Raw genomic sequence first — 19,902 nt, 5'->3', positions numbered from 1 at the left:
ACGTCAATGGCCACCGTCAAGTCCGATATTGAGATTGCTCGCTCCGCTACCAAAAAAACGATTTTAGAGATTGGTGCAACGATCGGCATTCCGCCGGAACATCTGGTGCCCTACGGCCATGACAAGGCCAAACTGTCGGCAGAGTTTATCCGCTCCAAGAAGGAGGGGAAGAATGGCAAGCTCATTCTTGTAACCGCCGTTAGCCCAACGCCCGCTGGCGAGGGAAAAACCACCACCACTGTTGGTCTTGGCGATGGCCTTAACCGCATAGGCAAAAAAGCGATCGTCTGTATCCGTGAAGCTTCGCTCGGTCCGTGTTTTGGTACCAAAGGGGGCGCAGCAGGCGGTGGCTATGCGCAAGTTATCCCAATGGAAGATATCAATCTGCATTTCACTGGCGATTTCCATGCCATAACTTCCGCGCATAATTTGCTCGCGGCAATGATCGACAATCATATCTATTGGGGCAATGACCTCAATATTGATACGCGCCGGATCACATGGCGCCGGGTGATGGATATGAATGACCGCGCCCTGCGCGGCATTGCATCATCCTTGGGCGGTGTAGCCAACGGCTTTCCTCGCGAATCCGGCTTTGATATCACTGTTGCTTCGGAAGTTATGGCAATCCTATGTCTTGCCGTTGATCTTGCCGATCTTGAGAAGCGTCTTGGCGATATCATCATCGGCTACAGATTTGATCGAAGCCCTGTATATGCTCGGGATTTGAAGGCGGACAAGGCTATGGCCGTTCTGCTGAAAGATGCGATACAGCCCAATCTTGTGCAAACGCTTGAGAATAATCCAGCTTTCGTGCACGGCGGTCCCTTCGCAAATATTGCGCATGGCTGCAATTCGGTTGTTGCAACGACAACGGCTCTAAAACTGGCTGATTTTGTTGTCACAGAAGCAGGGTTCGGCGCGGATCTGGGCGCTGAAAAATTCTTTGACATCAAGTGCCGCAAAGCTGGCTTGAAGCCTGCCGCTGCCGTTATTGTCGCCACGGTTCGGGCGATGAAAATGCATGGCGGCGTTGCCAAAGTCGATCTGGGGGAAGAGAATGTCGTGGCGGTTAAATCCGGCTGTGCCAATCTCGGGCGTCATATGGAAAACGTCCGGCAGTTTGGCGTGCCGGTGATCGTTGCGATCAATCATTTTACTGCGGATACCGATGCTGAAATCGAGGCGGTCAAAGCTTTTGTGGCTGCTCACGGTGCGGAAGCAGTGTTGTGTAAGCATTGGGCGCATGGTTCGGCAGGCATAGAGGAACTCGCGCAGAAAGTTTCGGCACTGGCAGAAGGCGGATCGGCACAATTTTCGCCACTCTACGAAGATGAGCTTTCCTTGTTTGATAAAATCGAAACAATTGTAAAACGGATCTATCGCGGGGCAGAAGCAGACGCCGATGCCAGCGTTCGTGACCAACTGCGCCGCTGGGAGGAGGCAGGTTACGGCCATCTTCCGGTTTGTATGGCAAAAACGCAATATTCGTTTTCAACAAACCCTGATTTACGCGGTGCGCCAGTCAATCATGTTGTGCATGTGCGCGAGGTGCGGCTCTCGGCTGGAGCGGGCTTCGTTGTGGCAATATGCGGTGAAATCATGACTATGCCAGGCCTGCCAAAGTCTCCATCGGCGGAGCGTATTCATCTCAACGCTGATGGCTTGATCGAGGGCCTATTTTAGACCTTAGGCGCACAAGTGATTTTTGCAGTTGCAAGCGGCCCAATGTAACGATAACAATCGTCGCCATGAACACATGCATTTTCTCAACTGGCTGGTGGTGGGCTCGCTTTTAGCGGCCGCGCAGCCTTTTGCATGTTTGTGAAAAAGGACAGGGCCGCAACGGGTTTTCCGGGCGGCCTTTTTGTTTGACCGCTTGAATTGCCCTGAATGCCGAATGCAACAAAGGATTTGACGATGCATAGAATTGAGGGCCAGTTGGAAATATTCGATACAAAGGGCGGGGTGACAATCACCCGTTCGCGGGTGGCAACAGCCTATGCCAGCGCTATCGATAGCTATATTGATGCGTTGGACGAGCGCCGTGGCGCGGTCTTTTCCTCCAATTATGAATATCCGGGCCGCTATACGCGGTGGGATACAGCGATCATCGATCCTCCTGTTGTAATTACCTCAAATGGACGGCACATGACCATTGAGGCGCTGAACAAGCGCGGTGAAGTGCTTCTTCTGCCCATTAAGCAAGCCATGGAAAAGCTTGAGGAAATAACAATCAGCTCGACCAGCGAGACGAAGCTGGAGCTGGAGATTGCGTTGCCGACGCGCGCATTTACCGAGGAAGAGCGCTCACGCATTCCTTCGGTGTTCACCGTTCTACGCGGCATTGTTGCGCTGTTCTTTACCGAAGATGATGCAAATCTCGGTCTTTATGGTGCTTTCGGCTATGATCTGGCTTTTCAGTTTGACCCGATCGAGTACAAGCTGAAACGACCGGATGATCAGCGCGATATCGTGCTTTATTTGCCCGATGAGATTTTGGTCGTTGATCACCATGCTGCCAAGGCTTGGCTGGACCGTTACGACTATGCTTATGAAGGAAAATCGACGGAGGGGCTGCCACGCGACACTGCCAAAAAGCCGTTTGAACCTACCGACATTATTCCAGGCAGGGGCGACCATAATCCGGGCGTCTATGCCGAATTGGTCAAGAAGGCCAAGGAAAGTTTCATGCGCGGCGATCTTTTTGAGGTCGTGCCGGGACAGACTTTCTATGAGCGTTGCGAAACCAAGCCATCGGTAATTTCGCGAAGGCTGAAGGCGATCAATCCCTCGCCTTATTCGTTCTACATCAATCTAGGTGACAACGAATATCTCGTCGGAGCCTCGCCTGAAATGTTTGTTCGGGTTGTCGGCCGCCGCATTGAGACTTGCCCGATTTCCGGGACTATCAAACGTGGTGAAGATGCCATAGCTGATGCCGAGCAAATCATCAAACTGCTGAACTCCAAGAAAGACGAATCCGAACTTACCATGTGCTCGGATGTCGATCGCAACGATAAAAGCCGTGTCTGTGAGCCGGGCTCTGTTCGCGTTATTGGCCGGCGCCAGATCGAAATGTATTCGCGCCTGATTCACACTGTTGATCATATTGAAGGCCGTCTGCGCGAGGACATGGACGCTTTCGATGGGTTCCTTTCCCATGCATGGGCAGTTACCGTTACCGGAGCGCCAAAGCTATGGGCGATGCGATTTATTGAGGAAAATGAACGCAGCCCGCGCGCATGGTATGGCGGTGCCATTGGCATGGTCAATTTCAACGGTGATATGAACACCGGCCTGACGCTGCGGACCATCCGCATCAAAGACGGCATCGCACAGGTGCGGGCAGGCGCGACATTGCTGTATGATTCAATACCGGAAGAGGAAGAGGCTGAAACCGAACTGAAAGCATCGGCGATGATAGCGGCCGTGCGTGACGCCCATAAGAGCAATATCATTCCTGAAGAGCGTGCTGTCGCTCGCGTCGGTGAAGGATTGCAGATTTTGCTGGTCGATCACGAGGATTCTTTCGTGCACACCTTGGCGAACTATTTCAGACAGACCGGAGCCATTGTTACCACTGTCAGAACGCCCGTGCCGGAAGAGATATTTGACCGCATCAAGCCAGATCTTGTGGTTTTATCACCTGGCCCAGGGACGCCGACCGACTTCGACTGCAAGGCGACAATCAAGAAAGCTCGTGCACGCAACTTGCCAATATTCGGCGTTTGTCTTGGATTGCAGGCTTTAACTGAAGCCTATGGCGGAAGTCTGAGGCAGCTTCACGTGCCTGTGCATGGAAAACCCTCGCGCATTCGCATCACCAAACAAGGCAGGATTTTCTCGGGGCTGCCCAAGGAAGTGACGGTGGGCCGTTACCACTCAATTTTTGCCGATCCGGTACGTCTCCCGGATGATTTCATCGTGACAGCTGAAACAGAAGATGGTGTCATCATGGCTATCGAGCATAAGCACGAACCCATTGCAGCGGTGCAATTCCATCCGGAATCGATCATGACACTGGGGCACAATGCTGGTATGCGCATGATTGAAAACGTCGTGGCTCATTTACCGCGCCGTGCGAAGGAACGAGCGGCTTAGAGCGAGAAATTCAGCATGATAGATACACGCTCGGCAGTTAACGGCGAGACGACAGTTCGCCGGTTGGCATTCTGGTCGATTTTTATCGGCATTGCCGTGCTCGGTCTGAAATATGCCGCCTATCATGTTACGGGATCGGTAGCGCTTTATTCTGACGCATTGGAATCGATTGTAAATGTGGTTGCCGCTTTGGCAGCATTCTGGGCAATTCTGCTTAGCCATAAGCCTGCTGACCAGAATCACCCCTACGGTCATCACAAAGCGGAATATTTTTCAGCCGTTATCGAAGGGGTGCTGATTATTCTGGCTGCCTTGCTCATCTTGCGTGAAGTTTGGGTGGCTTGGGAAACACCCAGAAGTTTGGATGAACCTTGGCTAGGTCTTGCCATCAATGGCGGGGCCTCACTGATCAATGCGGTTTGGGCTTCGCTGCTACTTAGAAGCGGGCGCAAGCATCGTTCCCCGGCGCTGATTGCTGACGGCAAGCATATTATGACGGATGTGGTGACATCGCTTGGTGTGTTCATTGGTCTCGTTGGTGCGGTTGCGACCGGATGGACAATCCTCGATCCGCTGTTGGCGGTTATCGTTGCCGTGAACATTCTCTGGCAGGGCTGGCGCGTGATCAGCAATTCCGTCCAAGGATTGATGGATGGCGGGGTGTCTACGGATGAAACCATGCGCATCCGCGATATCATATCGGCAAATGCTGGAGGTGCCTTGGAGGTTCATGATTTGAAGGCCCGCGTGGCCGGGCGTATGACCTTCATTGAGTTCCATCTTGTTGTGGACGCAAACATGTCTGTTCGAGATGCGCATATTATTTGCGACCGTATAGAAAACGCTTTGATGCACCACATTCCTGAAGCCAGCGTCGTGATCCATGTCGAGCCAGAAGATGAGGCAAAACTGCCCATCGGCACGGCTGCCGTTCCTTTTGCCTGATCCGTTGAAAGGATTGAAATTCTCATGAATGCACCCCGGGTTCACGTTAAATCGACCGAGCTTCTTTCAGATAATTGGGGAACTCTCACCAAATATACGTATAATTTTTTACGTCGCGACGGGCTTGTCGAAACACAAACTCGCGAAGTTTATGATCGTGGCAATGGGGCGGTGGTTTTGCCCTATGATCCGGTACGAGGAACAATTTTGCTGACAAGGCAATTTCGGCTGCCAGCTTTCGTGGTCCATCAGGAGCCGATGCTGATTGAAGCCTGTGCTGGCCTGCTTGATGACAATGATGCTGAAACCACTGCCCGCAAGGAAACGGAAGAGGAACTGGGCTACCGGCTTCGCGATATTGAGCGTGTCTTCGATCTGTTTATGAGTCCGGGCAGCGTGACCGAGCGTCTGGCATTCTTTATCGCAATCTATAATCCTACCGATAAAGTTTCCGCCGGTGGCGGCCATGAACACGAGGGCGAGGACATTGAGGTCCTAGAGGTGACGCTTGATGAAGCCATGACGATGATTGCCGAACAGCGTATCGTCGATGCCAAGACAATCATCCTGCTCCAGCATCTCAAATTGAAGCAATTATCGCGCTGACCGGCTCTTTTTGGTGCAGTCGCGCAACATTGCGTCACGTAATATTTCAGGCCGTCATGATTTTGTTACAATTATATTGACATAGAAGACGCGCTAGTTGAAACCTCGTCCAGCAATGCGAATTCTCCGAACAGGATCAAGCGTAAAAGCGCGAAGTTGGGGACAAGTTCATTTGGTAAAGCGTCAGTTCCGAGGCTGGAATTGATAGCCAACACGCATGGCAGTGCCAGCGGACGACCGCGGCTGTTTACAAATTTAGTTAACCTTTAAACACTAGGATTAGCTTATGGGTAAACCTTATTTCTATGCACTTGTTGCTGGTCTATCGATGATCGTTCTGGCACAGCCTTCCTATGCACGTAGCACTGCTGATTGCGACAAGCTGCAATCGGGCAAGCCCGAAATTTTATCTGCAAATATTGATAACCAGCCTGATGCGGGCAAGAATGTTGTCGCGGATGCCTGCCCAACAAAGGGCAAGGTTGTCTCCCAGGCTCCGGAAAAATTGAAGCCCATCAACATCTTAGCAACTGGTGGTACAGGTATTTTGAAAAAGGCAGTGAAAGGCGAACTTCAATTTCAGAACGAAGGTTCGCTTCATGAGGATATGTCCTTTAAATATCGTATCTACCGCCCGGAAACGCCGAGCGGCGATACTATGGTGCTTTTGCACGGCTCGGGTCAGGATGAAACCAGCCTGGTATCATTCGCCTCCAAAATTGCACCGGACGCTTTGTTGCTCGCCGTTCGCGGCCGTGTCGTCCAAGATGGGTCAAATCGCTGGTATCGCCGATTGTCGCCAGTGAGCTTCGACCAGACGGATATTCGGTCAGAAGCCGAAGCCTTTGCTGGTTTCTTCACCCAAGCTGCATCAAAATATAAGATCGACATCAACCGCACCACGTTTCTTGGTTATTCAAACGGTGCAAATCTCGTCAATTCGGTCATGATGCTCTATCCGGACCTCGTGAAGCAGGCAGTGCTATTGCGTTCAATGCCGGTCTTGACGGGCTCTATAGATGCCAATCTGGGCAAGGCCCGGGTGCTGACAGTATCTGGCGCATCCGATCAGCTTTATGCCCCTTATGCTCCTGCACTGGAAGATATGTTGCGCTCGCACGGTGCTCGTGTGGAGGCGCGCTCGATCAAGTCTGACCATGGCCTTGGCAAGGATGACGTGAAGGTTGTCAGCGAGTGGCTTTCTGGTGCAACGGCTTCGCTAAAAAAATAACGGCTTTCTTAAGAGCTCTTGCATCCGAGCCGACACTCGTTTAGGTGTTTGCTCATGAAAATGCGCCCGACACAGATGTCCAATGCTCAGTCTGCCTTTGCAGGGCTGGCCAATCGCGCCTTTCTTCTACCGCTTCTACTCGACCTTATTGGCGATCGCCGGGCTCGTTGAAGGAGCGTCCGGCGGTCGAAACCGCCATGTGGCTCTCGCTCCTTATCCATTTACAACTTTAGCTCCAAGCCTAAAATAGTGCCATGATTGCGCCAGTTCAGCTGCGCACTTGGCCGGAAACGAGAAGCAGATGACTGACATTATAACATCCCGACCTGTCGCAGGAATGCCTGACGCAGCCAAGAAATATGAACCATATGCCTTCGTCGATCTCAAAGATCGTCAATGGCCATCCAAACGCATCGAAAAGGCACCGATCTGGTGTTCTGTGGATCTGCGAGACGGCAATCAGGCGCTTGTTGATCCAATGGGGCATGATCGCAAGGTGCGCATGTTTGCGCTGTTGCTTGATATGGGTTTCAAGGAAATCGAGATCGGATTTCCGTCAGCATCGCAGACAGATTTCGATTTTGCACGCTGGTGTGTGGAAGAAGGCAATCCCGGAGCGGATGTCTCGTTACAGGTGCTCGTCCAGTGCCGTCCGGAATTGATTACGCGTACATTTGAATCGCTGCAGGGTGCGCATAAACCCATCATCCATTTTTATAATTCCACCAGTGAATTGCAGCGCCGCGTGGTTTTCAACAAAGATGTAAATGGCATCAAGGCTATCGCAACCGATGCCGCAAAGATGATTACTGACATGGCAGCCAAAGCGGGTGGTGGCTTCCGGTTCGAGTATTCGCCGGAAAGTTTCACTGGCACTGAACTCGAAGTGGCCTTGGAAATCTGCAATGCTGTAACCGAGATCGTCAAACCGACGCCGGACAACAAGTTGATTATCAATCTGCCGTCTACGGTCGAGATGTCGACGCCCAATATCTACGCTGATCGTATTGAGTGGATGTGCCGTCAGCTGGATAACCGTGAAAATTTGATTGTTTCATTGCATCCGCACAATGATCGCGGAACTGGCATCGCGGCAACGGAGCTCGGCCTGATGGCCGGAGCAGACCGTGTTGAGGGTACTTTGTTCGGCAATGGCGAACGTACTGGCAATGTTGATATCGTCACATTGGCACTAAACATGTTTACGCAAGGCGTGGATCCAGAAATTGACTGTTCCGACATTAATCGCATGAAGGAAGTCTATGAATATTCCAACCAATTGGTGATTCCGGAACGGCATCCCTATGTTGGAGAGTTGGTCTACACGGCCTTTTCGGGCTCCCATCAGGATGCGATCAACAAGGGCATGAAGGCCATTAAACAAGCCAATAAAAGCTTGTGGGAAGTGCCGTATTTGCCGATTGACCCGCAAGACGTCGGGCGCAGCTACGAAGCGATTATTCGCATCAATTCGCAATCGGGCAAGGGTGGCATCGCCTATATCTTGCAGGCGGATTACGGGTTGAACCTGCCACGCGGCATGCAGGTGGAGTTCCGTGAAGATATTCAAAACATCACGGACGGCGAAGGCAAGGAAATGCCTTCCAAGCGTATTTATGATCGCTTTCAGGAACTCTATGTCGATCAGCCCAACGCCAGACTCAAGTTCGTCGATCACCACACCTATCCGGACACGGAAAGAAAGGGTGTTCGCATTCTTTCAGCTGAGATAACCGACAATGGTGAAACCAAGCGTATCGAGGGCAGGGGAACCGGACCTGTTGATGGCTTCATCGATGCTCTTTCGCATTATCTCGGTTTCAAAATGTCGGTGGTGAACTATTCTGAACATTCGCTGCAGCATGGCTCAGATGCGGCGGCTATCAGCTACATGGAAATCGAGCATCCAGCAGGAAAAATCTTTGGGGCCGGTATCAATAAGAACATTGTGACGGCTTCGCTGGAAGGCATTGTTTCTGCAGCAAATCGCATTATTGCAAAATAGCAGAACAGAGCCTTTTCGGCTTAATTTTATCAGCTAATGAATTCGGGCCAATCCTTTGCTTAAGTCAAAGGGTTGGCCTTGTTTTGACAAGTTTCAGGTGCATTGGCATGGCATGATTGCTAATAATTGAGCCCGGATTTTGTTCACACGCCGATCGATTTTCAGCTTGAAGGAATTGATGAAAGAGAATTCGAATCCACGCGACAGGTTGAGCCTTTCAGAAGCAGTGCGTGGCGCGCAGCTTGCGTCTGCGGATAGGAACGATGTTCTTACCGATACGAAAGAAGCTGATCTTGCCCGGATTGAAGTTCTTGCCCAGGATTTGCAGGAGGTTTTCGACGAAGTGCCAGTTGATGATCCGCAGTGGCAATTTGCTGTTTCAAAAGGCCAGCAGCCGCGCTTATGGATCGACGTCACGTCACATGTCACCATGGCCCGGGATCGACGTACATATCGCTTTGTTCGCGATACGAGGAATGGCCGAATTCTCGTCGCAGAGTCCACCGAGGTAAGACCTGTCGCCGATGCGGTAACGCGTTATATTGCCGAGCGAATTGTCGAGAGACGGCAAATGATGGAAGGCAGCCGGGTCGGGTTGATCGAGCCGAAACCTGTAAAAGAAACACGGCAGATCGAACAATCCATGCAGCCTGCGGTAACCATTCCTGCTATCAAACAACCATCTCGTCTGAGTTCATTTATTACAGCGGCATACTGGTTCCTTATTGGAGCAGCCATTGGATCTGGAGCATTCGTGATGTTTTTTTGGGACCGCGTTTCGAACTACTTCTAGTTCAACCCAGTCAACCCCATTTGAAACTAGCTTCCTGCTAACAAGTCATCGTCACGTATAGTTTGGATCGTCATCTGGGCATCGATAACGCTTCGTTGTTTCATGTGGCATGACCAGCCTACATTGGTTTTTTCGATCGTAAACAGATTATATGCAGCTGGTGGCTTATGGCTGCCGGCGAAGCTCTGGCTTGCCGAAGGGACACATATGACGGGAACGGTCCAGCCTGGCCCGTTAATCTCGTAACGAGTGGCAAGATGGGTATGGCCATGTAAAACAAGTTCGGCGCCGTGCTGACGGACAATGCGCTGGAAAAGGCCGATTCCAAGCAATCTCTTATGGGAAGGGGCCGCGCCGCGAATAGGCGGATGATGGATCATGATGACACGAAACAGACCACGCTGACCCGTTTCTGTAAGAATTTCGGCCAGTTTCGTTGCCTGTTTTGATCTCAGATCGCCCGTTGCCATGAAGGGGGCGGTAGCGCGTGCGGAAGATACGCCGATAAGCGCGACGTCGCCGCGCACGCGTAGGTAAGGAAATTCGACAGGCAGGTTCTCGGCCGCTTGCTTGTCGCCTCGCATCCATGCTTCCCAGTAGCGGCGCGTCTTTTTCAACGCGCCTGGAACATATGCGTCATGATTACCGGGAACTACAGAAACGTCCTCCGGCCGACCCAGCGTTTTGAGCCAACGCTGTGCTGTTTCGAGTTCTTCATCCAAGGCAAGATTGACCAGGTCACCAGTGACGGCGATATGGTCCGGGTGCTGTGTCAGGAGGTCATCTGTCAGCGCCTCCAAGGTGCCACCTGTCATCATGCCTTTGCGATTTGAGCGCCAGTTGATATAGCCGGTGATACGTTTTGAAATCAGCTCACGCAGGGTAAGCGCGGGCAGGGGTGACAGATGGATATCGGAGATATGTGCAAGACGGAACATCATTCCAGCTTTATGAGACTATTAGACAGGAATCCAGTGATAGAACCGTCGCACGGACTGACAGTCTCATTGAAAACCGGATGGCATGGCACAAAAACACTTTAGATGGCGGCTCCGCCTCTTTCACACCTATTTTTTATTTCGCCGCCCCATGACGCTGGGCGCGCGGGGAGTCGTTTTCGATGAGGCAACCAACTCAGTTTTCCTTATCCGCCATACTTATGTTGCAGGCTGGCAATTTCCAGGTGGCGGCGTTGAAACCGGCCATACGGTTGAGCAAACCCTCGCCAAGGAGCTCATGGAGGAAGGCAATATCGAGCTGACGGGACGCCCCGAGCTTTTTGCCATCTATCATAATGCTCATGCCTCAAAGCGCGATCATGTCGCACTTTATGTTTGCCGGTCATTTCGGCAGGCGACGCCCTTCCTCGCCAATCGTGAAATTGCCGAGGCAGGGTTTTTTAAGCTTGATGATTTGCCGCAAGACACTACGGCCTCAACACGGCAAAGGCTCGCAGAAATATTTGACGGCTTGGAGCCGCCCCTGCTCTGGTAGTTCAGGCCATCTGATTGCGATTATGTGGTGCCGCATAGTCAATTTCAGGCCCAAGCGGGACGATACCCGTCGGATTTATTGTACTATGGCTCCTGTAATAATGCCCTTTTATGTGCTCCATATTGACCGTCTGTGCGACGCCGGGAACCTGATAGAGTTCACGTGTGAAATTTGAGAGATTGGGATAATCGGCAATCCGTTGTCGATTGCATTTGAAGTGGCCGACATAAACCGGATCAAAGCGTAGAAGCGTTGTAAATAACCGCCAGTCAGCTTCGGTCAGGCGATTGCCAGCGAGATAGCGCTGCTTTGAGAGTTTGACCTCTATTTTGTCCAGTGCACCAAACAACTGAGCGAATGCTTCTTCATATGCTTCTTGTGTTGTGGCAAATCCGGCTCGATAGACGCCATTATTGATGTTGGGGTAAACAATCGCATTGATGGCATCGATCTCGCCGCGTAATTCTTCCGGATAGAAATCAGAATCCGGATCACCATACTCATTGAAAGCAGAATTGAGCATGCGGATAATTTCAGAGGATTCGTTCGAGACGATTGTGTTCTGTTTTTTGTCCCACAGCACGGGCACAGTAACGCGTCCGGAGTAATTGATATCCGCGCGCGTATAGACTTCGTGAAGACGCCTGTAGCCGAAAAGGTGGTCGGCCGTGGCTCCGTCTTTTTCGGAGAATGTCCAGCCTTCGCTGCCCATGTAGTAATCCACAACAGAAACAGAAATGACGTCCTGCAATTTCTTCAAGGCGCGAAAGATCAGAGTGCGATGGGCCCAAGGGCACGCATATGAAACATAGAGATGATAACGGCCACGCTCGGCTTGGAATCCTGCTTCGCCGGTTGGGCCCGCACTGCCATCAGGCGTTACCCAGTTGCGAAACTGGGACTCCGAGCGGATGAAGCGACCTCCGCTACCCTTGGTGTCATACCATTGATCATGCCAAACGCCGTCAATTAACAAACCCATCTCGTTCATCCTTCAAGGTTGCCCGTAACGACACGGGATATTCGCATTACGATGCTTACCTAGGCATTTTTTACCGTGCAACCAGAACGATGAATGTAAACAGTGTGTCGCTAATGCATGGAACTGATATTCGCATTCCTCCGGCGATCGCTAGGGACGGGAATGTCACAATCGGCCAATAGCCGGAAACCATGACACTTTTCCGGTTTACGCCGCCCCGGTTTAATGTTAGCGAGGAAAAATGGAGACAATTGTGACAGGTACTTTGTTCATCCGACGATGAAACCCTGACCGGCGCTAATAGCGGCGGACGTCCTGTCTTGCCTTCTGAACATGAAGGTTCTGTCCCACTCCCATATGAAGATGCCCAGAATGCTGTCCCATGTCGTCACCTACGCGCCGGAAGAACCGGAGCATGACACTGCCATTGAAGACATCAACAAAGAAGCCTTCGGCCCCGGACGCTTTACTCGTGCCGCTTATCGTATTCGCGAGGGTGGCCCGCATGATCGCAGCCTTTCTTTTGTCGCCACAAGTGGCGGGCACGTCGTGGGTTCGGTACGGCTCACTCCCATTCTGATTGGGCAAACCAAGGCTATGTTGCTTGGCCCGCTTGCAGTGCGTCCTGCCTGGAAAAAGCAAGGCATTGGTGCGGCTTTGATGCGCACAAGCATGGAGGCTGCACGGCGTGCCAATCACAAGTTGGTAATTCTGGTCGGAGACGAGCCCTATTATGCGCCCTTTGGTTTCAGGCGGATCGAAGGCCATCAAATTGTTATGCCCGCGCCGGTTGAGCCGTCACGCTTTTTAGCATGTGAACTTGTTCCGCACGCATTGAAAGAAGTGCAGGGAAGGGTCAGGCATGCTTCGGTGGCCTGACGCTACTTTCCCTCGCGATACCACATTCCGCCGAGCAGAAATATCATTGCAGCAAGTCCAAGAAATCCGGAAAACAGCGGTAGCCGGTCTACGCTTTTAAGAACTGTTTCATTGGTTGGGCGAAGTCCGATCCAGTTATCACCGCTGGCACTGGCTGCGCCGCGAGAGGCGACAATGTTCGGAATTTCAATTGACGCTTGATCCGCGCTCTCACGCAGACGGCGAGCGCCACCACCAGTTTCGCGGGTCAGTGGATCAAGTTTGGCTGTTGTGGACACGTTGTCTGCAAATTCAGGGGCGTCGACGGGGCCGACATGCGCAAGTGTTGTCAGATCACCATTGGCCACCTGGTAAAGCCCAATTTCCTCCATGGGCACAGATGCGGTGAAAACGCCCGGTTCTGTTTCGGCCAAAGGCACAGACTGGGTCTTGCCCGAAGGAGTGATAATACTGGCGGGATCGGCTGTTTTTGCCATTGTCTGGCGGCGAATCTCCAAATTGCGCCCAGAGCCCTTTGCCGTCAGCGCTTCCTCTTCCAACTCGGGTTCTTTCATCAGCCAATGGGCGATACGCCGGTAAAGCGCCGCGTGAGGCCCGCCGCCTTCAAAGCCGCGCGCCCATAGCCAGCCTTGATCGGAAAGGAACATGCCGACACGCCCTTCGCCCAATCGGTTCAACACGAGGAGTGGCCGGTCGCCAGCGTTCATCACCACTTCGCCCTCGGGCTTATTCACGTCGATAACGCGGAACCAGCGACTCCAGTTTGGTGGCTCTTGCGTGCTGCCTTCAAGCCCCCTTGTTACGGGGTGACGTTTTCCTTGTTCACTGAGACGAGGATAGAATGCTCTTTCCTCAATATTGCCGGTTGGAACAGCTGGAAGAACTGAAAGCAGCGGTGTATTGGCGATAGACATGTTGCCGGCATATTCTGGCCCGGCTGCAATCAGGAGCGCGCCGCCGCGCTGAACATAATCATTGATATAATCGTAATAGAGCAGCGGCAGCACATCGCGATGCTGATAGCGGTCGAAAATAATCAAATCAAAATCAGTGATACGTTCAACAAACAGCTCACGCGTCGGGAAAGCTATCAGAGATAGTTCGTTGATCGGCGTCGAGTCCTGCTTTTCCGGGGGACGCAGGATGGTAAAATGCACCAGATCCACCGATGCATCTGACTTGAGCAAATTACGCCACGTGCGCTCGCCATTGTGCGGTTCGCCCGAAACGAGCAAAACGCGAAGGTTCTCGCGAATACCATCAATCATTGCTACAGCGCGATTATTGACCTCGGTCAGCTCCCCCGGAACGGTATCGACGATGATTTCGACGATATTGACGCCAGCACGGGGAAGCGTGACTTCCAACGGCATATCTTCGCCAATAATCGCGTCCTGGCTGCTTACTTCTGTTCCATTGACGCGCACACGCACACCTGCGCGACCGCCCAGAGGCTCACCGGCGCCAGTTACCTTATAGGTAATCTGTTGAGGCTTTCCGGTAAGTCCAAAACGCGGAGCGCGTACAAATTGAATGCGCCTATCGATCTCATTGGGCGTACCGGTAATCAAACCATGCACGGGGGCATTAAAACCGAGACCGCTTTTGTTGGCTGGAATATCATGGATTTGCCCGTCGGTAATCATTATCGCGCCACCGATGCGGGCAGGGGGTACATCGCGGAATGCGCCGTTCAAGGCTCCAAAAAGACGCGTCGACGTGGCATCATCATTCTCAGCAGAGCGTCCGGATTCGACCGTGCGGACTTCAAATTGCGGTAGTCTCGCCAATGCTGCCTGCACTTGAGCAAGCGCAGCGTCGGTGTCGGCGGATCTAACGCCGATATCCTGACTTTGGCTTCGGTCCGCAATGACCGCCACCACGCTTTTAAGCGGCTCGCGTTCCTCGTTGACTACGATCGGATTAAAAAGGGCTGCTATCAGAGCGGCTACCGCCAGACTCCGGATCAGACTTCCGCGCTGGCGAAAGAATATGCCCGCCAAAGCCAGCGCTACAAGTGGCACGATGAGAAGGATGAGTAGAGTATTGGAGACGAGTGGCTGGAAATCGACTGAAATATACATTGCCTAATTCCCCAGTCGCAGGAGGAGGTCTGGCACATGTACCTGGTCGGATTTATAGTTCCCGGTCAGCATATACATGACAATGTTAATGCCGGTCCGAAAAGCATGCACACGCTGCACAGGATCGTTTGGAATCGTTGGCAATAAAGGCGCGCCATTAGCATCAATTGCCCAAGCTCCGGCAAAATCATTACCGGTGATGATAATGGGCGATACGCCGTCACCAGCGCGGACAGGCCGGTCGGAACGCCGATCCTCATTAAGCGATGCCTGGACCCAAAGAGGGCTACCGCGGTAACGTCCGGGAAAATCCTGCAAAATGTAGAATGTTTTGGTCAAAACATGATCACCGGGCACGGGTTCCAGTGGCGGTATATTCAGGCCTGAGAGAATGTCCCGCAGCCTCTGGGTGGACGGCGTCGTTGAGTTATCGAGATTGAATGCAGCCGCGTCCTGATCGCGCGTGTCAAACAGGACAGTACCGCCTTGCTGCATGTAAGCATTGATTTTAGCGATTGCCTCAGAGGAAGGCATGTTAGCGTCGGCATCGACAGGCCAGTAAATTAATGGATAGACAGCAAGCTCGTCTCGGGCAGGATCAACACCGATGGGATCGCCGGGTTCCAATGCCGTACTGTCAGCCAGAGCCTTGGAAAGACCAAGCAAGCCCGCCTTGCTGATGTCGTCGGTCGGCCCATCCCCGGTAATGACGTAGGCCAGGTGCGTTACATTGATAGCATCAAGGATGGCTTGGTCACCTGGCTTACTGTCATTTTGTTGAGCCTGCGCAGGCGAAGGTGCAAAGGCAATAAGAGCGGGCAGCAAGAGGATTGCCAGTGATGCGGCAGCGGTTGTGCGAAGTCGGCGGCGCAAATGTCCCCCGAGCCAGATTATGGCCAGAGCATCAAGCGCCAACAGAGCTGCGGCAAGAGCAAAAAGTGGTCCGCGCAAGGGTATGGATTCATCGACAGCATAGCGTGCGGTCGTGACGGGAAAGTTAAGTTCCGGACGAGCGAGCGGATTGATCTCGCTGTCAGGTTTGAAAAGGTTGAGCGCGGTCATTGCGTCTTCCACACCGTAGAAGCCCGGCGGATTTTCAAATGTCACCGACAGATTTGAACCCGATGTAATGAGCGGCTTGGTGTCCTGATTTGGAGGCATCAACGCACCATCGCCATTGAGCGTCAAATAAGGTGGCAAAGCTCGAGCGCTGTTCGCGCCACTATCCTGTGCGATGGTACCGGCGTTTGACGAAAGAGAGACAATCCTGTGCAACATATCTACAAAGCTGCCGCTAATGGGAAGATTGGACCAAGTTGCTTCGGGAGTAACGTGAAAAAGAACAAGCTGTCCACGTCCTCGTGTTTCCCCGGTAACGAGTGGCGTTCCATCGGCAAGATTGGCCCAGCTTTTTTCAAAGAGGTCGGAAGATGGGTCGGCGAGCACCTGCCGCGACACGGTTACGTCTTGTGGTGTAGGCAAACCGGCGAAAGGACCATTTGACGGAAAAGATGCGACAGGCTGAGCCTCTTTCCACGATAATGCGCCGCCCAAGGAGCGTTCGCCCTTGCGCAGCCTGACTGGGAGCAGCGGGTCTTCTTCGCTTCCACCAGCAAGGCGCGGACCGGCAAAGCGGATCAGCGTGCCGCCCTTGTTCACCCAGTCTGACAAGGTCTGTTCAGTTTCAGCCGGGAGCTTGCCAATATCAGCCATTATAATCACAGAAGGCTTCTGTTCCAGCAATTCCGGCACAGCGCGGATCAGCTCGGAATTTCGCGGCCGAAGCAGATCGGCAAATGGCTCAAGCGCGCGAGAGATATAATAAAGCGGTGATAACAAGGGCTGCGACAGGTCTGCTTCAGATCCAGAAAGTAACGCAACCCGGCGACGCTTATTGTTATCGTCAATCAGATAAGTAGCCCCAGCCTGTGCAGTGCCATCGATCCTCAAGCTATGAAAATCATTTCGTAGCTCATAAGGCGCAGCTATTACGCCTTCGGCAGCAGTTTCACCTGCGTTGAATGCGATTCCGGTGTCGGCAATGCGCCGGCCTTTTTCGTCAAATGCTCCAACGGTAACCACATTGCGGCTAGTATCAATGCTTGAACGGACAATACGGACGGTGAGGCCATTTGCATTATTCGTCGCTTGCCTTATCGCAACAAGGGAAGCTATCGATGGTTGATACCAGATCATGGAAGCAATGCCCGAGCCTTCAAGTGACTTGATTGCTTCTGCCGCTCGCGGTTCATCCACACCATCATTAAGATATGCCAGCCGCGTCCCTTTGGTATCTGCCAAAACTGCCTTAAGCCGGGCAAAAGCTTGTGGGCGATCAACAGGGATAGGCCGCACAGTCAAGGCACGAAGCCGCTCCAAGGCAGTATTGGCATCAAAGGGGCCGATATCGGTATTCGCTTTTTCAGCCGTCCCAACGATATAGATCAGTGCGCCATCGCTTTGTGTATCGGAAATCAGTCTTTCAGCAGTCTCCTTGCGGGCAGTCCATTCCTCATTTGAAGACCAGCCATTATCAAGCACAATGGCAACAGGTTCCTTTCCTGACATGGTCTCAAGCCGTGGGTTCCATACGGGTTCGGAGAGTGCCAGAATAATGAATGCGGCAAGCAAAAGACGCAAAAGCGTCATCCACCAAGGGCTTTTGTTGGGCGTTTCTTCTTTTTGCTTTAGCTGTGCGAGTATCTTTAGCGGTGGAAATATTTCCAGGACCGGACGCGGCGGCGTCACCCGTAACAACCACCAGATAACAGGAAGAACCAAGAGGCCAGCCAGAAGGTACGGCGCGCCAAAAGCCAGGGGAAGCGCATTCATGATGCCCCCCCTTGATAGCCCACATTGGCAGTCATATTCATATGGACTGATACGAGTGCTTCGGATGCCAGCCTGTCTGTGCGATTGGTGGTATAGCTCCAGCCAATGCGCTTGCAAAAATCGCTTAATGCTGCGCGTCGGGCAAAAAACAGGCGGCGGTACCCGTCGGCATAATCCTCCGCTCTGCCAAATGTCAGTGAGGACCCCGTTTCTGGGTCGACGAATTCGGTTCTGCGCCGATAAGGAAAATCCTCTTCGGCAGGATCATAAACTTCGATCAAATGAGCACGTGCACCTGAATGAGCCAGCTTTTCCAGAGTAGCGATTGTTTCATCGACAGGATCAAGAAAATCGCTGACGAGCACGACTTCCGAAAAGCGTTTGATACGACTGAGATCTGGCTTGGCGCTGAGATTACCCGCATGCGCAAGGGAGGTAGCCAAACGTTCAGCGCCGTTTCGTGCGGAAGTCGGATCGGTCACACCCGGAAAGCCGATCCGCTCGCCGCTGCGTGACAACAGCTCCGCCAGAGCCAATATCATGACAAGCGCACGCGATTCTTTTGATGCTTGAGCCTGCTCGGATTTGAACAGCATCGAAGGTGAGGGGTCTGCCCATAACCAAACCGTATGGGCTGCTTCCCATTCCTGATCACGAATGTAAGTGCGGTCATCACGAGCTGAGCGGCGCCAGTCGATGCGCGATATGGCTTCTCCTTCCGTATAGGGCCGGAATTGCCAGAAGCTTTCACCAACCCCGCTCTTGCGACGGCCATGCCATCCAGTATTGACGGTATTGAGAATCCGGCGGGCTTCAACCAGCAGATCAGGCAGAAGCGCGGCGCGCTGACGGGCGCGCGCAAGCGCATCGCCCGTGCCAGTCTTTTGGACCTGCGCGCCAATTGCTGCCATCAGAGCGTGGCCTTTGTCAGGTTTCCAATGACGTCCCGGACATTCATACCATCGGCGCGGGCGGCAAAGGTCAGCGCCATGCGATGCTGTAGTACTGGCTCAGCTAGCGCCTTTACATCATCAACCGATGGCGCAAGACGACCATCGTAAAGTGCCCGTGCTCTTGCACAGAGCATCAAGGCCTGGCTCGCACGAGGGCCGGGTCCCCACGAGATGAGTTTCTTTGCTATCTCATTATCCGCACCCGGGCGTGCAGCCCGAACGAGAGTGAGGATTGCATTGACCACGCCTTCGGGAACCGGCATCCGCCGAATAAGGTTTTGCATGGCGCGAAGGCGCTCGGCATCAATGATTTTGGCTGCAACAGCTTCCGTTGTGCCGGTTGTCGCGAGAAGGATTTGCCTCTCAGCCTCAAGTTCCGGATAAAGAATATCGATTTGCATGAGGAACCGATCGAGCTGAGCTTCCGGAAGCGGATAGGTGCCTTCCTGTTCCAGTGGGTTTTGCGTTGCCAGCACATGAAAGGGCTGCGGCAAATCATAGCGTTCGCCTGCAATCGTTACATGATATTCCTGCATTGCTTGCAGCAGCGCAGATTGCGTACGAGGCGATGCGCGATTGATTTCGTCTGCCATGAGCAATTGCGCAAAAACTGGACCTTTAACATAGCGGAAAGTCCGCTTGCCGTGCTCGTCCTGTTCCATGATTTCTGAACCAAGAATATCAGAAGGCATGAGGTCTGGTGTGAATTGAATGCGGCGCTCGTCAAGGCCAAGCACTGTGCCCAATGTCTCGACCAATTTTGTTTTTGCGAGGCCCGGCACCCCGACGAGAAGAGCATGTCCACCGGCCAAAAGCGCAACAAGTGTTCGTTCGATGACGCTTTCCTGCCCGAATATGACTTTGCCAATACCCGCTTTTACGCTGGCGATATCTGCGAGCGCCTTTTCAGCCTCTGCGACCATCTCTTTCGGGTCGACCGATACCTCAGGTTTAATCACACTCATGGGGTCACCTCTTAACTGGTATCTGCTCA

Annotated in this window: 15 protein-coding genes; 9 read left to right on the top strand and 6 right to left on the bottom strand. The window is 52.7% G+C overall.

The window, feature by feature from the left end; all coding sequences use genetic code 11:
* Positions 1–6: 6 nt before the first annotated feature.
* From QFZ34_RS08535 to QFZ34_RS08505, 7 genes are all read left to right on the top strand, one after another.
* Positions 7–1,686: a formate--tetrahydrofolate ligase gene (locus QFZ34_RS08535; protein WP_307279630.1), complete on the top strand. Its 1,680-nt coding sequence runs from the start codon at positions 7–9 to the stop codon at positions 1,684–1,686.
* A gap of 234 nt (positions 1,687–1,920) precedes the next feature.
* Positions 1,921–4,104, top strand: coding sequence for an anthranilate synthase (locus tag QFZ34_RS08530; RefSeq protein WP_307279628.1), 2,184 nt, complete (start codon positions 1,921–1,923; stop codon positions 4,102–4,104).
* A gap of 15 nt (positions 4,105–4,119) precedes the next feature.
* Positions 4,120–5,049, top strand: coding sequence for a cation diffusion facilitator family transporter (locus QFZ34_RS08525; protein ID WP_307279624.1), 930 nt, complete (start codon positions 4,120–4,122; stop codon positions 5,047–5,049).
* A gap of 24 nt (positions 5,050–5,073) precedes the next feature.
* A complete protein-coding gene (locus QFZ34_RS08520) occupies positions 5,074–5,655 on the top strand; it encodes an NUDIX domain-containing protein (RefSeq protein ID WP_307279621.1) in 582 nt (193 codons plus the stop codon).
* 286 nt (positions 5,656–5,941) lie between these two features.
* Positions 5,942–6,886, top strand: a complete 945-nt coding sequence (locus tag QFZ34_RS08515; RefSeq protein WP_307279618.1) for an alpha/beta hydrolase — start codon at positions 5,942–5,944, stop codon at positions 6,884–6,886.
* Positions 6,887–7,187: 301 nt separating this feature from the next.
* A complete protein-coding gene (gene leuA, locus QFZ34_RS08510) occupies positions 7,188–8,891 on the top strand; it encodes a 2-isopropylmalate synthase (protein ID WP_307279616.1) in 1,704 nt (567 codons plus the stop codon).
* A 178-nt stretch (positions 8,892–9,069) separates the two neighbouring features.
* Positions 9,070–9,684, top strand: a complete 615-nt coding sequence (locus QFZ34_RS08505) for a hypothetical protein (protein WP_307279614.1) — start codon at positions 9,070–9,072, stop codon at positions 9,682–9,684.
* A gap of 26 nt (positions 9,685–9,710) precedes the next feature.
* On the opposite strand, the gene QFZ34_RS08500 is transcribed toward QFZ34_RS08505, so the two are convergent.
* Complete coding sequence (locus tag QFZ34_RS08500) at positions 9,711–10,622, bottom strand: metallophosphoesterase family protein (protein WP_307286195.1); 912 nt, start codon at positions 10,620–10,622, stop codon at positions 9,711–9,713.
* A gap of 85 nt (positions 10,623–10,707) precedes the next feature.
* On the opposite strand from QFZ34_RS08500, the gene QFZ34_RS08495 reads away from it, so the two are divergent.
* Positions 10,708–11,178 (top strand): NUDIX domain-containing protein, encoded by a 471-nt coding sequence (locus QFZ34_RS08495; protein ID WP_307279612.1) that lies wholly within the window; start codon positions 10,708–10,710, stop codon positions 11,176–11,178.
* 1 nt (position 11,179) lies between these two features.
* Here QFZ34_RS08495 and QFZ34_RS08490 read toward each other — a convergent pair whose 3' ends face one another.
* The gene (locus QFZ34_RS08490) at positions 11,180–12,160 is read right to left on the bottom strand and encodes a glutathione S-transferase family protein (RefSeq protein ID WP_307279609.1); all 981 of its coding nucleotides are present in this window, start codon (positions 12,158–12,160) and stop codon (positions 11,180–11,182) included.
* Positions 12,161–12,532: 372 nt separating this feature from the next.
* Between QFZ34_RS08490 and QFZ34_RS08485 the strand changes: the two genes are divergently transcribed.
* Entirely contained in the window at positions 12,533–13,039 is a 507-nt protein-coding gene (locus QFZ34_RS08485; RefSeq protein WP_307279605.1) for a GNAT family N-acetyltransferase, read from the top strand.
* A gap of 2 nt (positions 13,040–13,041) precedes the next feature.
* Here QFZ34_RS08485 and QFZ34_RS08480 read toward each other — a convergent pair whose 3' ends face one another.
* Genes QFZ34_RS08480 through QFZ34_RS08465 form a run of 4 tightly spaced genes read right to left on the bottom strand, consistent with a single transcriptional unit; the run spans position 13,042 to position 19,873 of the window.
* Positions 13,042–15,117 (bottom strand): hypothetical protein, encoded by a 2,076-nt coding sequence (locus tag QFZ34_RS08480; RefSeq protein WP_307286192.1) that lies wholly within the window; start codon positions 15,115–15,117, stop codon positions 13,042–13,044.
* A gap of 9 nt (positions 15,118–15,126) precedes the next feature.
* Positions 15,127–17,955 (bottom strand): DUF4159 domain-containing protein, encoded by a 2,829-nt coding sequence (locus tag QFZ34_RS08475; protein WP_307279604.1) that lies wholly within the window; start codon positions 17,953–17,955, stop codon positions 15,127–15,129.
* A complete protein-coding gene (locus QFZ34_RS08470) occupies positions 17,952–18,866 on the bottom strand; it encodes a DUF58 domain-containing protein (RefSeq protein ID WP_115052394.1) in 915 nt (304 codons plus the stop codon). Before QFZ34_RS08470 ends, QFZ34_RS08475 begins: the two co-directional genes overlap by 4 nt.
* The gene (locus QFZ34_RS08465; protein ID WP_307279598.1) at positions 18,866–19,873 is read right to left on the bottom strand and encodes an AAA family ATPase; all 1,008 of its coding nucleotides are present in this window, start codon (positions 19,871–19,873) and stop codon (positions 18,866–18,868) included. Before QFZ34_RS08465 ends, QFZ34_RS08470 begins: the two co-directional genes overlap by 1 nt.
* Between the last annotated feature and the right edge of the window lie 29 nt (positions 19,874–19,902).

The sequence above is a fragment of the Phyllobacterium ifriqiyense genome (assembly GCF_030817885.1).
Lineage (GTDB): Bacteria > Pseudomonadota > Alphaproteobacteria > Rhizobiales > Rhizobiaceae > Phyllobacterium > Phyllobacterium ifriqiyense.
The sequence above is the reverse complement of the archived record's forward strand: the minus strand, read 5'-3'. Positions and strand labels throughout refer to the sequence as shown.